Source organism: Sedimentibacter sp. MB31-C6, assembly GCF_035934735.1.
GTDB lineage: Bacteria > Bacillota > Clostridia > Tissierellales > Sedimentibacteraceae > Sedimentibacter.
Window position 1 is genome coordinate 2,666,212 of sequence record NZ_CP142396.1, and the last position, 13,097, is coordinate 2,679,308.

At 30.1% G+C, this 13,097-nt stretch carries 18 protein-coding genes; 16 read left to right on the plus strand and 2 right to left on the minus strand.

Annotated features, from left to right (window positions below; all coding sequences use genetic code 11):
• The first annotated feature begins 13 nt into the window (after positions 1-13).
• The 11 genes from rplQ (at position 14) to U8307_RS12760 (ending at position 7,896) form a co-directional block, all read left to right on the plus strand.
• Positions 14-355 (plus strand): 50S ribosomal protein L17, encoded by a 342-nt coding sequence (gene rplQ, locus U8307_RS12710; protein WP_326908440.1) that lies wholly within the window; start codon positions 14-16, stop codon positions 353-355.
• Positions 356-514: 159 nt separating this feature from the next.
• Positions 515-1,342 carry an energy-coupling factor transporter ATPase gene (locus U8307_RS12715; protein WP_442985550.1) on the plus strand — a complete coding sequence of 276 codons (828 nt, stop codon included), beginning with the start codon at positions 515-517 and terminating at the stop codon, positions 1,340-1,342.
• Positions 1,333-2,196, plus strand: coding sequence for an energy-coupling factor transporter ATPase (locus U8307_RS12720; protein ID WP_326908443.1), 864 nt, complete (start codon positions 1,333-1,335; stop codon positions 2,194-2,196). Before U8307_RS12715 ends, U8307_RS12720 begins: the two co-directional genes overlap by 10 nt.
• Entirely contained in the window at positions 2,189-2,986 is a 798-nt protein-coding gene (locus tag U8307_RS12725) for an energy-coupling factor transporter transmembrane component T family protein (RefSeq protein ID WP_326908445.1), read from the plus strand. Before U8307_RS12720 ends, U8307_RS12725 begins: the two co-directional genes overlap by 8 nt.
• A complete protein-coding gene (truA, locus tag U8307_RS12730) occupies positions 2,980-3,717 on the plus strand; it encodes a tRNA pseudouridine(38-40) synthase TruA (protein WP_326908446.1) in 738 nt (245 codons plus the stop codon). Before U8307_RS12725 ends, truA begins: the two co-directional genes overlap by 7 nt.
• 154 nt (positions 3,718-3,871) lie before the next feature.
• Positions 3,872-4,300 carry a 50S ribosomal protein L13 gene (gene rplM / locus U8307_RS12735; RefSeq protein WP_326908448.1) on the plus strand — a complete coding sequence of 143 codons (429 nt, stop codon included), beginning with the start codon at positions 3,872-3,874 and terminating at the stop codon, positions 4,298-4,300.
• A gap of 17 nt (positions 4,301-4,317) precedes the next feature.
• Positions 4,318-4,707, plus strand: coding sequence for a 30S ribosomal protein S9 (gene rpsI, locus U8307_RS12740; RefSeq protein WP_326908449.1), 390 nt, complete (start codon positions 4,318-4,320; stop codon positions 4,705-4,707).
• Between the two features lie 154 nt (positions 4,708-4,861).
• Positions 4,862-5,368, plus strand: a complete 507-nt coding sequence (locus U8307_RS12745; RefSeq protein ID WP_326908450.1) for a QueT transporter family protein — start codon at positions 4,862-4,864, stop codon at positions 5,366-5,368.
• 225 nt (positions 5,369-5,593) lie between these two features.
• The gene (locus U8307_RS12750; RefSeq protein ID WP_326908452.1) at positions 5,594-6,736 is read left to right on the plus strand and encodes an SPFH domain-containing protein; all 1,143 of its coding nucleotides are present in this window, start codon (positions 5,594-5,596) and stop codon (positions 6,734-6,736) included.
• 3 nt (positions 6,737-6,739) lie between these two features.
• On the plus strand, positions 6,740-7,453 hold the full coding sequence (locus U8307_RS12755; protein ID WP_326908454.1) for a hypothetical protein: 714 nt from the start codon (positions 6,740-6,742) through the stop codon (positions 7,451-7,453).
• A gap of 20 nt (positions 7,454-7,473) precedes the next feature.
• Positions 7,474-7,896: a TM2 domain-containing protein gene (locus tag U8307_RS12760; RefSeq protein WP_326908457.1), complete on the plus strand. Its 423-nt coding sequence runs from the start codon at positions 7,474-7,476 to the stop codon at positions 7,894-7,896.
• 148 nt (positions 7,897-8,044) lie between these two features.
• Here U8307_RS12760 and upp read toward each other — a convergent pair whose 3' ends face one another.
• Complete coding sequence (gene upp / locus U8307_RS12765; protein ID WP_326908459.1) at positions 8,045-8,674, minus strand: uracil phosphoribosyltransferase; 630 nt, start codon at positions 8,672-8,674, stop codon at positions 8,045-8,047.
• A gap of 134 nt (positions 8,675-8,808) precedes the next feature.
• Between upp and acpS the strand changes: the two genes are divergently transcribed.
• The 4 genes from acpS (at position 8,809) to U8307_RS12785 (ending at position 10,553) form a co-directional block, all read left to right on the plus strand.
• Positions 8,809-9,177 carry a holo-ACP synthase gene (acpS, locus tag U8307_RS12770; RefSeq protein WP_326908461.1) on the plus strand — a complete coding sequence of 123 codons (369 nt, stop codon included), beginning with the start codon at positions 8,809-8,811 and terminating at the stop codon, positions 9,175-9,177.
• Positions 9,178-9,276: 99 nt separating this feature from the next.
• Positions 9,277-9,783, plus strand: a complete 507-nt coding sequence (locus U8307_RS12775; RefSeq protein WP_326908462.1) for a hypothetical protein — start codon at positions 9,277-9,279, stop codon at positions 9,781-9,783.
• A gap of 142 nt (positions 9,784-9,925) precedes the next feature.
• The gene (locus U8307_RS12780; RefSeq protein WP_326908464.1) at positions 9,926-10,201 is read left to right on the plus strand and encodes a CopG family ribbon-helix-helix protein; all 276 of its coding nucleotides are present in this window, start codon (positions 9,926-9,928) and stop codon (positions 10,199-10,201) included.
• Between the two features lies 1 nt (position 10,202).
• On the plus strand, positions 10,203-10,553 hold the full coding sequence (locus U8307_RS12785) for a type II toxin-antitoxin system PemK/MazF family toxin (protein ID WP_326908466.1): 351 nt from the start codon (positions 10,203-10,205) through the stop codon (positions 10,551-10,553).
• A 73-nt stretch (positions 10,554-10,626) separates the two neighbouring features.
• Here the strand turns inward: U8307_RS12785 and U8307_RS12790 are convergent, their stop codons facing one another.
• On the minus strand, positions 10,627-11,943 hold the full coding sequence (locus U8307_RS12790; RefSeq protein WP_326908468.1) for a bifunctional folylpolyglutamate synthase/dihydrofolate synthase: 1,317 nt from the start codon (positions 11,941-11,943) through the stop codon (positions 10,627-10,629).
• A gap of 169 nt (positions 11,944-12,112) precedes the next feature.
• Between U8307_RS12790 and U8307_RS12795 the strand changes: the two genes are divergently transcribed.
• Entirely contained in the window at positions 12,113-13,045 is a 933-nt protein-coding gene (locus tag U8307_RS12795) for an ABC transporter substrate-binding protein (protein WP_326908470.1), read from the plus strand.
• Positions 13,046-13,097: the final 52 nt, after the last annotated feature.

A 13,097-nucleotide genomic window follows, 5' to 3' on the forward strand; every position in this document is an offset into this window, starting at 1 on the left:
AGGAGGACTAAGCATGGGTAGTCACAGAAAACTTGGTTTCAAGACTGACCATAGAGTAGCTATGTTGAGAAACATGTCTGCAGACCTAATTAATAATGGCAGAATTGTTACAACAGTAACAAGAGCTAAAGAAGTAAGAAGAGTTGCAGAAAAAATGATTACTCTTGGTAAAAGAGGAGACCTACATGCAAGACGTCAAGCATTAGCGTATATGTATGACAAAAATGCCGTATATAAGCTATTTGAAGAAGTTGCTCCTAACTACAAGGATAGAAATGGTGGATACACAAGAATTCTAAAATTGGGACCTCGCAAAGGCGATGGAGCAGAAATGGCTATAATTGAATTGGTATAAATATATTTAAACATAAATGGGTTAAGATTATTCTTAATCCTTTTTGTTTTATATCACCATATAAATTTTGTGTTGTAAAACTTCATGAATAATGGTATTATCATAATTGGCAGGAAATCAATGTATTACATAATAATATAAAATTATAATAAAGGTGTTATAATGGAAGATATAATTAATATAGAAAATGTTAAATATAAATATAACAAAGAAGATGTTGTATATGCTGTAGATGGAGTTTGTTTGAAAGTTAAAAAAGGTGAGTTTACTGCAATTATAGGTCATAATGGTTCTGGTAAATCAACATTGGCTAAACTTATTAACTCCATATTGCTTCCTACAGAAGGTAAAATATATGTTAAAGGTATGGATACCTCAGATGAAAGTAAATTATGGGATATAAGGCAAACTGCAGGGATGGTTTTTCAAAACCCTGATAATCAGTTAGTTGCAACTATAGTCGAAGAAGATATAGCTTTTGGTCCTGAAAATCAAGGAGTAGAGTCATCAGAAATCAGACGCAGAGTAGATGATGCTCTTAACGCAGTGGGAATGTATGAGTTTAGAAAAAGACCTCCACATTTATTATCAGGAGGTCAAAAACAAAGAGTTGCAATTGCAGGTATATTAGCATTGAACTCAGATTGTATAATTTTAGATGAGCCAACAGCTATGCTTGATCCATCAGGCAGAGCTGAGGTAATGGATACTTTAAAAAAGCTAAATGAACAAGGAAAAACAATACTTTTAATAACACATTATATGGATGAGGCAGTAGAAGCTGATAGAGTAGTTATAATGGATAAGGGTAATATAAAACTAGATGGTACACCTAAAGAAGTTTTTAGAAATATTAGTGAAATAAAAAAATTCGGGTTAGATGTACCTCAAGTTACTGAACTTGCTCAAGAATTAAGTAAAGAAGGGCTTAATATACCTTCTGATATAGTTAGTATAGAGGAACTGGTGGATTTATTATGTCAATAAAAGCAGAAAATATTAAATATGTATATAGTGAGGGAACACCTTTTAGAACATTAGCTTTAGATAATGTTAACTTAGAGATAACAGAAGGAGATTTTTTAGGAATTATTGGACATACAGGTTCTGGGAAATCAACTCTTATACAGTTGTTTAACGGATTGGAAAAGGCAACTGAAGGAAGAATGTTAGTTAATGGTACAGTAATAGGTGAAGATAAGAAAAAACTAAGTTTTATACGTCAAATAGTAGGGCTTGTTTTTCAATACCCAGAATATCAGCTTTTTGAAGAAACTGTAGAAAAAGATGTTGCCTTTGGACCAATGAATCTTAATTTATCACAGAATGAAATTGATATGAGGGTAAAGGAAGCTTTAGAGTTAGTAGGGTTTAATTATGAAAAAATAAAGAATGCTTCTCCTTTTGACTTATCTGGAGGACAAAAAAGAAGAGTTGCAATTGCTGGTGTATTAGCAATGAAACCTCAATATTTGATATTAGATGAACCTACTGCAGGGTTAGATCCTGCTGGTAGGAATGAAATATTTGCTCAAATTAAAAAACTCCATGAAAAAGCTAATGTTACTGTAGTATTAGTTTCTCATAGCATGGAGGATATTGCAAAACTTGTAAAAAATGTTGTAGTTTTATACAAGGGCAAAATTCATATGCAAGGTACACCAAAAGAAATTTATTCTAGGTCAGAAGAACTTAAAAGAATAGGTCTTGGGGTTCCCCAGATTGCACAAATTGTAAATGAACTTAGAAAAAGGGGATTCAATATAAAGGCTGACATTCTTTCTATAGATGAAGCAAAGACAGAAATATTAAAGGAAATAAGGAGAAAAAGAAATGTTTAAAAATTTAACAATAGGGCAGCATTATCCCGTTGAATCCCCTGTGCATAACCTTGACCCAAGGGCTAAAATTATTATGACATTCATATTTATAATATCCTTATTTCTAATAGATAGCTTTACTACTTACTTATTTGTTATAGTATTTTTAGCTATAGCAATTAGTATTTCAAAAGTACCTATCAAATTTGTAATAAAAGGGTTAAGACCTATTTTGTTGATAATCGTAATTACCTTTATTATAAATTTGTTAATGACTCCAGGTAAAATAATATATGAATTTGGCTTTATAAAAATTACAGAAGAAGGTCTTAGGCAAGCAGGTTTCATGGCTATAAGACTTACGCTTCTTATTATGGGAACTTCTCTTCTTACACTTACTACATCACCAATTATATTGACTGATGGTATTGAGAGTTTATTAAGTCCTTTTAAGAGATTTGGATTACCAGCTCATGAGTTGGCAATGATGATGACTATAGCCCTTAGATTTATACCAACATTAATGGAAGAAACAGAGAAAATTATGAAGGCACAAAAATCTAGAGGTGCTGATTTCGAAAGCGGTAATATTATTAATAGAGCAAAAAATCTTGTTCCATTATTAGTTCCTTTGTTCATAAGTGCCTTTAGACGAGCCGATGAACTTGCAATGGCAATGGAAGCTAGATGTTATAGAGGTGGGGAAAATAGAACCCGCATGAGACAGTTAAAGATAGGAAAGGCAGATGTTGTTGCATCTTTTATTTTTGGAATTTATCTTGCAACAATAATCGTATCAAGAGTATGGTAAGAAATTTTAAATTAACTATTGCTTATGAAGGCACAAACTATCATGGATGGCAGAGCCAATTAAATAAGCCTACAATACAAAAAACTATAGAAGAGGCAATTAGCGTCGTGACTAAACAAAAAATTGATTTAATAGGCTCTGGTCGTACGGATAAAGGTGTTCATGCTCTAGGTCAGGTGGCAAACTTTATTGCGGATACAAATATTGAGGATAATAAAGTTAAAATCGCTATAAATTCTAATTTACCTAAAGATATAAGAATTGTACAATCAGAGGAGGTCTCATTAGACTTTCATTCTAGGTTTGATGCTCACAATAAAACTTATATATATAACATTTATAACGATAGGGTTAGTAGTCCTTTTTATTCTAATTATTCATACTTTGTTCCATATGTTCTTGATTTCAAAATAATGGAAAAAGCTTCTAGGATTTTTGTTGGAACTCATGATTTTAAAGGATTCATGGCTACAGGTTCAGATGTTAAAACTACAGTTAGAACTATTTATAAAGCAAATATTGAAAGAGAAGGTAAAATTTTAAGATTTTATATTACTGGAAATGGATTTCTTTATAATATGGTAAGAATAATGGTTGGAACACTTATTGATATTGGTAAAGGGAAAAAAGAAATAGAGTGTATTGAAAAAGCATTCAATGAAAAAGACAGATCAATTCTTGGACAGACAGCAAGACCAGAGGGATTGTTCTTAAAAGAAGTAAGTTATTAAAATTGCAAAAAACACTTGACTTTTTAACGTAAGTACTATAAAATTATTGAGAATGATATGAAGAGAAAAACCGGTCCAATGCCCCGGAGTTAGGTTTTTTCTATAGATTATGAAAATTATGAAATATGCAGTAGAATTATAGGAGGGTAATACAATGAAAAGCTTCTTAGCTAAACCTAATGAAGTTCAAAGGGCATGGTATGTCATTGACGCAGAAGGTAAAACCTTAGGAAGACTTGCAACAGAAGTTGCTAAGCTTTTAAGAGGAAAACATAAAGCAATTTATACACCACATGTTGATACAGGAGACTATGTAATAGTCGTTAATGCTGATAAAGTTGTTTTAACAGGAAAAAAGTTAGATCAAAAATTCTATAGACATCACTCGCAATATCCAGGTGGTTTAAAGGAAACTCCTTATAGAAACTTGTTCCAAACTAAACCAACTCAACCAGTTTATCTAGCAGTTAAAGGAATGCTTCCTAAAAACAGTTTGGGAAGACAAATGTTAAAGAAACTAAAGGTTTATGCAGGACCAGAACACAACAATCAGGCTCAAAAGCCTCAAGTATACGAGTTTTAATAAAGGAGGACAATTAGATGGATGTACAATACAGAGGTACTGGAAGAAGAAAAAAAGCAATTGCAAGAGTTAGATTAGTTCCAGGTACTGGTAAAATAAATGTAAATAAAAGAGATTTAGATGATTATTTAATATATGAAACTTTAAGAGTTATAGTTAAAGAACCTTTAATGATAACTGATACACTTGGTCAATATGATGTATTAGTAAATGTTAAAGGTGGAGGATATACAGGTCAAGCAGGAGCAATTAGACATGGTATATCAAGAGCTTTATTAGAAGTTGATGCAGAACTTAGACCAATTCTTAAAAAAGCTGGATTCTTAACAAGAGATTCAAGAATGAAAGAAAGAAAGAAATACGGTCTTAAAAAAGCTAGAAAAGCATCTCAGTTCAGTAAGAGATAATAATTTAAATAAGATAAAGACTTTTTGTAAAGACTTTTCGGGAAAAACTTTCCCGAAAAGTCTGAAAAGTCAAAGTGTTTTCTTGGCACCCACTTAAAAAATCAAGTTTTTTTTAGTGACTCCGAGAATACTATTCGAAAGGAGTTTTTTTATTGTGAAAAAAAATAAAATACAATTTATAACACGTACTGCTCTTATAGCAGCATTATATGCAGCATTAACATATGCATTTGCATGGTTGGGCTATGAACAGGTACAATTTAGAGTATCAGAAATACTAGTACTGTTTGCTTTTATAGAACCAAAATATGGACTTGGGTTGATATTGGGATGTGTGTTGGCAAATCTACCTAGCCCTTTGGGATTAATTGACATTGTAGTAGGTTCATTCGCAACTTTAATGGCAATTATGTTTATTGTATCAGTAAGAAAGTTGTTGGGATATAATAAAAAAGCACTTATAATTGCGAGCTTAGGGCCTGTAATATCAAACGCTATATTGGTAGGTCTAGAGTTAACTTATGTATTTAATACCCCATTTTTGTGGAATGCATTTTATGTAGCGGTAGGCGAGTTAGTAGTAGTAACAATTATGGGCACAGTAATTGTTAACTCAATTATGAAAAAAGATATTTTAGTTGAAAAGATAATTATGAATTAACTTAATAAAATATTTATAAAAAACTTAGAGGAAGTTCTAAGTTTTTTATCTTTCAATCTATAATTATATTATGAAGAGTGTTAATATTAATAAAAATAGAATTCAAAAATATTGATTTTTTTGTCGAAAAGAGTTATAATTACATAGCTTTACAAAATTTTGACAATATTACTATTGAAATTAACAAGAGATTACTTAATTTTTTATAAAAAGGATGTGATGAAAATGGCTATCATTGACAGAGTTAAATTTGATGGATTAAGTAGAGAATGGTTGGTTTATCGTTATCCTGGCGAATCATTTGTAACTGGAACACAACTTATAGTTGGAGAAGGACAGGTTGCTGTATTTGTTAAAGGTGGACAAGCCCTTGATTATTTCACTGCAGGCACTCATACTTTATCGACTAATAACATTCCATTATTACAGGCATTTATTAATATACCATTCGGAGGCAAAACTCCTTTTACTGCAGAGGTTTATTTTATAAATAAAACAGCAAAATTGGATATTAACTGGGGAACAGCTGATCCAATTCAATTGATTGATCCAAAGTATAACATAAAATTAAGGGTTAGAGCATTTGGACAATTTGGTATGAAAGTAGATGATTATAGAGTATTTTTGACTGAATTAATTGGATCATTAAATCCTTTAGAAGTAGTAAGTTATGACAAAATGATTAATTATTTTAAAGGATTATTGGTTATGAAAACTAAAGCCCTTATTGCAAAAAATATTATTAATAATAAAATCTCAGCACTTGAAATATCAGCTTCAATAGATGATATATCAGGTTATTGTAAATCCGACATACGCGATGAATTTAGCAGATTTGGATTAAATGTTGTTAATTTCTATATTAAATCTATTAATTTTCCTGATGAAGATTTTGCTGTAATAAATAAGATATTACAAGATAAAGCTGCTTTTGATATTATAGGTGATCAAAGATATATTACTAAGAGGTCATTTGATACTATTGAAACTGCGGCAGGTAACGAAAGCGGATTAACTGGAGCCTTTGTTGGAGCGGGAATGGGATTAGGTTTGGGAGCAAATGTAGGCAACAACTTTGCAGGAGTAGGATCAGTAATAAATACAGAAGCTGCTCAATCCTCTATAAAAAAATGCACTTGTGGGAGTGAATTTTCAGAAGGTACAGTCTTTTGTTCACAATGCGGAAAAAGATTAGTTCCTGAAAAAATCAAATGTAGCGATTGTGGATCACTATTAGATGTAGGTTCTAAGTTTTGCACTAATTGTGGTTTATCTTTAATTAAAAAAATAATATGTCCTGAGTGTGAGTCAGAAAATGAAAATAGCGCTAAGTTCTGTCATACATGTGGAAAAAGGTTGGGGGAATAATATATGGAAAACAATAAAATGTTATCATGGATATTTAAAGGTTTTTCATTGTTGATTATTGATGTTGTAACTATAAAGATAGTATTTTCTATATGGGCAATATTAAATATATCTGTATTTCCTATGGCAATATGTTTTATATTTTTATCCCTAATAATACTTAATATTGTTATAGCTTTGTCAAGTCGAATAATTGAAACCTACGGAATGAGTTTATTCATTACTACGTTGAGTTCATCTGTAATTTATTATTTATTTTCTATGGTTTTTACTGGAATAGTATATATTACGATTACTTCTAAATGGTATTTTATAGTGATGATGTTAGTAACATTGTTTTTTTTCTTACTAAATGTTGGATATTTAAATATTAGGAATAATAATAAAGAAAAAGAATATATGACTGATATTAAATTATTAATGATACATACGAATAAATCCTTAGAGCAAAATAAAGATATCATAGAAGAAAATGAGTATAATAATCTAAAAAATTCAATTGAGAGAACATTTGAAAGAATAAATTCAAGCACTCCCTTTGGAAGGATATCTGAAATAAATACGATAAAAAAAGAAAATGAAATTATATATAATATCGAAGAAGTTAATTCTTTGTTAACAGATAGTTCCAACGTAAAAGATTTTAATAGTATTAAAAAGATGTTTGATAATATATATAACATGGTTTATGAAAGAGAAAAATTAATAATAAAATAAAAATTAAAAGAGGTGTTTTTATGGAAGAGGTAATAGTTAAGAATTGCTCTCAATGTGGTGCTCCATTAGATGTTAATTTGGAAGCATGCAAATATTGTGGTGAACCGGTTCCTGTTCAACTGAAAAAGAACCAACAACAGCAATTTCAAGAACCACCAATAAATCAGCAATCATCAGAATATCAGCAACCACCAGTATATCAGCAATCATATTTTAATCCAAATGTAAAGTCGAAAAGTAAAGTTACCGCAGGTGTGTTAGCTATTCTACTTGGAGGATTAGGTGTTCATAAGTTTTACTTAGGTAAAATAGGTTTAGGAATATTATACATATTGTTTTGTTGGACATATGTTCCTGCATTAATAGGTTTAATAGAGGGAATAATTTATTTAACATCTTCTGAGGAAAAATTTTATTATAAGTATGTATTGAAGAATAAGTAAGAACTAGTTGTAGGGGATGCATTTTATGCATCCCCTTTATGTCATTGCTATGAACAAACTGTGTATTCAATGTCATTCTATAGTCATCTGGGAGATCCTTCAACTTCGTTCAGGATAAGCGAATGACCTACCATCAATTTCTTTCTCCCTACTTTGTGCCGAATAGTCTGTCTCCTGCGTCTCCTAGTCCTGGTACAATATAGCCTATGTCATTATATTTTTCATCTATAGAAGCAGTATAAATTTCTACATCTGGATGAGCTTTAGTTACAACATCTAATCCTTCAGGAGCAGCTACTAAATGTATTGACTTTATTTTTTTAGCTCCGTGTTTTTTAAGAAGACTTATAGCACCCATCATAGAACCGCCTGTTGAAAGCATTGGCTCAGTAATGATTACTATTCTGTTTCCAATATCCTGTGGTAATTTGCAGTAATATTCTACTGGTTGTAAAGTTTCTTCGTTTCTGTATAAACCTATATGCCCTATTTTAGCATTTGGGATTAAGTCAAGCATACCATCTACCATTCCAAGACCTGCTCTTAGAACTGGTACGATAGCTATGTCTTCTCCAGCTAATACTTTTCCTTTGGTTTTAATAATAGGTGTTTCAATATCAATATCCCTAAGTGGAAGGTTTCTTGTTACTTCATAACACATTAACATTGCGATTTCCCTTACTAGTTCTCTAAAATCCTTAGAAGATGTGTTCTTATCTCTCAGCATTGTTAATTTGTGCTGAATCAATGGGTGTGATACTACTGTTACTTTATTCATTTAAAACTCCTTTATGTAGAATAATATTTATTTATATAGTTTTGTTGTATAGATTGTAAACTTGTAATATAATTATTATATATATGAGTCTCTTTGTCAATAATATATTTTTAATTAATATTAAGGGGTTATTTATGATTATAGGAAACGGTGTTGATATAACAGAAGTTGATAGAATAAAAAAAAATCTTGATAATAAAAGATTCTTGTTTAAAATATATTCAGAAAGTGAAATAACTTATTTAAAGAATAGAAAGTTTAATTCTCAAACTGCAGCAGGTATGTTTGCTGCTAAGGAAGCTGTTTCAAAATGTCTTGGTACTGGTTTTACTAATTTTGGGCCTAAAGATATAGAAATATTGAAGGATGATAAGGGTAAACCATATGTAAATCTAAGAAATAATGCTAGAGAAAGAGCAACCCAACTAGAATTAACTAATATCCAGTTGTCAATATCGCATACTAAGGATTATGCCATTGCTTTTTGCATTGTAGAAAAATAAAACTATTATAATTATGCCTATATATAAAAAGAAGTCATATATTGTTATATTTCAACATATATGTATTATATAACAATATCAGGGAGCAGGTTATATATAATGGGCAAATATTCTATTCTGTTAGTTATAATTTTAATAATATCAACTTTATGTAGTTGTGCAAAAGTAGATGAACCTTTTATAATTCCTGTTAATTATACAGGGGTGGCCTTAATAAAGGTACATACAGATAAAAGTGAAAATACATATAAAACAAATATAATATGCAGGGATGGAAACTATAGCTTTTCATTTGATGATGGTTCCGTTAGTTGGAATGTTGCTATATTTAATGACAACAGATGTATACTAAATAATGAAAATTTTCCTGAAAGTAGTGTTACATTAGAAAACTTTAATTTATCCGATTTAATAATTGCTGATTTTGATTTTAGCAAATTTAACAGTTCAATGGAGCCTATACCTGAAGAGTTAATCTATTGGGACGGTACCTACAAACATGTATTGAACTTTAGTAAAGAGAACTTGCTTCCAAAAACAATTTTAATTTATAAAAACGATAATTTGGTAAAAACTATTTTGTATGAAGAAATAATTATAGAATGAACATATTGCACATCTAGACAAAAGTTACCATATATCTTTTGAATAGTATGTGGTAAAATTATATATAAATATGTTAAATTGACCGTCCTAGGGAGAATTGAATCTCTCTTAAATGAGTCTTAGTTTATGCGAGGTGTAAAATTTGGCTGATAATAAGAAAATTTTAATTTCAATACCAGAAAATCTGTTAAAAGAATTGGATAATGCAGTGAAGACAGAATGTACTAATAGGAGTGACTTTATAAGGAAATCTATAAGGTTTTATTTAATTGAAAAAAGAAAACTAGAAATTAGAAATAAGATGAAAACAGGTTATTTAGAAATGAGCAGCATAAATAAAAGTATTACAGAGGAATACTCAGAAGGGGACTATGAGGATTTTTTAAGTTACGAAACAAAATTATTAGGAAGTGAATAGCTTGATTGTAAAAAGGGGAGATGTGTACTATGCCGATTTAAGTCCTGTAATTGGGTCAGAACAAGGGGGAGTTAGACCGGTCTTAGTAGTGCAAAATGATATCGGAAATAGATATAGTCCTACAGTTATCGTATCTGCAATAACTTCTCAAATTAACAAAGCAAAGCTACCTACTCATATAGAGATTAGTTCAGAGGACTTTAGCTTGCCTAAAGATTCAGTAGTTTTGCTAGAACAGATACGTACTATAGATAAAAAACGATTAAAAGAAAAAATTGGAAGATTCAGTAAGAACTTAATGGCTGAAGTAGATGATTGTCTTAAAATTAGCCTTGGGCTTATTGATTTTTGAAAACAAATTTGTAGGGGACGCATTGTATGCGTCCCGTGGTTTGCATTCAATGCAAATCCTACAATGTTAGGTGTTATAAGCAAGGTTTGTTAAACAAGTTTCGCATTAATAAAGTTCGTACTTCACCAATCATATATAATGAGCCTACAAATGCAATTATCTCGTCTTTGTCAATATCATTTATAATGTTTAATATATCTTTATAATTCTGCACAGGGGATACATTAATATCAGAATGTATTTTTATTAAATCAGCTAATTCAAAAGCGCTCATTGCCCTTGGATTATTAGGAGTTAAAGTATACATCTTCTTACTTAAAGGTAAAAGTAAAGGGAATATATCATTTGGATTTTTATCTTTAAGCATTCCATAAAACAATATAATTTTCTTATCATTAAAATATTCTTTGATTGCTTTAGAAAAATATTCTATACCGTTATAATTATGACCACCATCCAAAATTATAACTGGATGATTACTTAATATTTCAAATCTTCCAGGAAATCTGCAGCTTGCAAATCCTTTTTGAATATTTTCACTAGTTATATCATAACCATTATTTTTTATAACTTCCAGAGCATTCAGTGCAGTTAAAGCATTGTATAATTGGTGTTCTCCTAATAAATTAATTTTCAACTCTGGAATTTTAAAGGTGCTTGTTTTAAAATACTCAAACCATTGGCCAGTTAAATCTCCCTTAGTTTTTTTTATATCATCACTATTAACCTCATATATATTTGCATTCCTTTCTAATGCAACTTTTTTTAGCACATTAATAATATTTTTCTCTTGGGGGTATATTACAACGTTAGAATTATCTTTTATTATACCAGATTTTTCAAAGGCAATTTCTTCAAGGGTATTTCCTAAGTATTGCATATGGTCAAAACCAATAGAAGTAATAATTGAAACTAATGTATTCCTTACGACATTAGTTGCATCAAACCTTCCTCCTAATCCTACTTCTAAAATTAGAAAATCAATTTTCTGTTCTTCAAAATATTTAAAGCCAATAGCGGTAACAACTTCAAATTCAGTAGGATGGTTATAGCCTTCTGATATCATTATATCTATTTTTTCTTTTACTAATGTAGTAATTTTAGCTAGAGACTCTTTGTTAATGTGTTTTTTATTGATTTGAATTCTTTCAGTAAATTCTTCAAGGTAAGGACTAATGAAAAGCCCAGTTTTATATCCAGCTTCCATTAGCACATCATGCAACATATTGCTTGTAGAACCCTTTCCATTCGTTCCAGCCACGTGTATTATTTTATAACTATTTTGTGGATTCCCTAAAAGCTCTGTAAGTTTTGTAATATTGTTTAAACCTAACTTCGATCCGAATTTATATGTTGAGTGTATAAAATCTATCGCTTCTTTGTAATTCATAATTTACCTCACATTTTATTATTGATTATTTAATATTAGTATAATTGTAAATAAATTTCAATTGTTTTTAAATATTTTTAGGTATAAAGAAAAAGTTGTAAAATAAAAAGTATTATGATAAAATCTTTATAGAAAAGGATATTAGAAATATTGCATTCTAGGAGGATACATGACAAAAAAATTATTATACATATTAATAGTATTAATAATGATATTTTTTTTAGGCTCTTGTCAAAATAAAGAGGAACCTGAAGATGTTGAACATGAAGTTTCTGAAAAAAGTGAAATATACCCATTAAGAATAATAGATGACTATGGTGTTGAAATTAATATTGAATCAACGCCTAAAAAGATAGCATCAGGCGCCCCGTCTACTACTGAAATTATATATGCTTTAGATAAAGAAGAATTGTTAGTAGGAGTAACATCTTATTGTAATTATCCTAGTGAAGTGTCTGAGAAAGAAATTATAGGCGATTATAATGGACCAAATATTGAAAAGTTAATTGAGTATGGAGTAGAACTTTATATAACAGATTGGATAGATGAAGAAATTAGAGGACAATTAAATGCTGCAGGCATAAAAACAGTTGTTATATATCCATCAACTTATGAAGCCATTTATGAAAGAATTGAGTTGTTAGGTAGTATACTGGACTCAAAAGATAAAGCTGATGAGTTAGTAGCAAATATAAAGGATAAGACAGCAGAAATCCTTGAAAAGGTAAAGGGAGAAGAAGGTAAAAGGGTATTTTTTGAAAATTGGCATGACCCTTTAGGGACAGTAGGACAAGGAAGTTTTATTGATGAAATGATTACAATGAGTGGTGGAGAAAATATTTCAGGAGATATGCAATCAAGTTATGGAGAGTTCAGCTCAGAACTGCTTATAGAAAGAAATCCAGAAGTATATTTAACTACAGATGATGGCTTTAAAACAATTGATGATATTAAAGAAAGACCAGGATATAACGAAATAGAAGCAATAAAGAATGATAGAATTTATTTTCTTGATCCTGATATAACATCAAGACCAGGTCCAAGAATTGTAATTGCTTTAGAAAGCATAGCAAAGGCAATATATCCTGATAAATTCGATTAACAAATATTGTAAAGCACAGGAAACTGTGCTTTCTTTTAGGATAGGGAGTAAA

Excerpts from the sequence above, each read along its gene's own strand:
- rplQ (WP_326908440.1), top strand. The coding sequence starts at position 14 with ATGGGTAGTCACAGAAAACTTGGTTTCAAGACTGACCATAGAGTAGCT.
- U8307_RS12725 (WP_326908445.1), top strand. The coding sequence starts at position 2,189 with ATGTTTAAAAATTTAACAATAGGGCAGCATTATCCCGTTGAATCCCCT.
- U8307_RS12750 (WP_326908452.1), top strand. The coding sequence starts at position 5,594 with ATGGCTATCATTGACAGAGTTAAATTTGATGGATTAAGTAGAGAATGG.
- U8307_RS12720 (WP_326908443.1), top strand. The coding sequence starts at position 1,333 with ATGTCAATAAAAGCAGAAAATATTAAATATGTATATAGTGAGGGAACA.
- rplM (WP_326908448.1), top strand. The coding sequence starts at position 3,872 with ATGAAAAGCTTCTTAGCTAAACCTAATGAAGTTCAAAGGGCATGGTAT.
- U8307_RS12775 (WP_326908462.1), top strand. The coding sequence starts at position 9,277 with ATGGGCAAATATTCTATTCTGTTAGTTATAATTTTAATAATATCAACT.
- U8307_RS12760 (WP_326908457.1), top strand. The coding sequence starts at position 7,474 with ATGGAAGAGGTAATAGTTAAGAATTGCTCTCAATGTGGTGCTCCATTA.
- truA (WP_326908446.1), top strand. The coding sequence starts at position 2,980 with ATGGTAAGAAATTTTAAATTAACTATTGCTTATGAAGGCACAAACTAT.
- U8307_RS12755 (WP_326908454.1), top strand. The coding sequence starts at position 6,740 with ATGGAAAACAATAAAATGTTATCATGGATATTTAAAGGTTTTTCATTG.
- U8307_RS12790 (WP_326908468.1), bottom strand. The coding sequence starts at position 11,943 with ATGAATTACAAAGAAGCGATAGATTTTATACACTCAACATATAAATTC.
- rpsI (WP_326908449.1), top strand. The coding sequence starts at position 4,318 with ATGGATGTACAATACAGAGGTACTGGAAGAAGAAAAAAAGCAATTGCA.
- U8307_RS12795 (WP_326908470.1), top strand. The coding sequence starts at position 12,113 with ATGACAAAAAAATTATTATACATATTAATAGTATTAATAATGATATTT.
- upp (WP_326908459.1), bottom strand. The coding sequence starts at position 8,674 with ATGAATAAAGTAACAGTAGTATCACACCCATTGATTCAGCACAAATTA.
- acpS (WP_326908461.1), top strand. The coding sequence starts at position 8,809 with ATGATTATAGGAAACGGTGTTGATATAACAGAAGTTGATAGAATAAAA.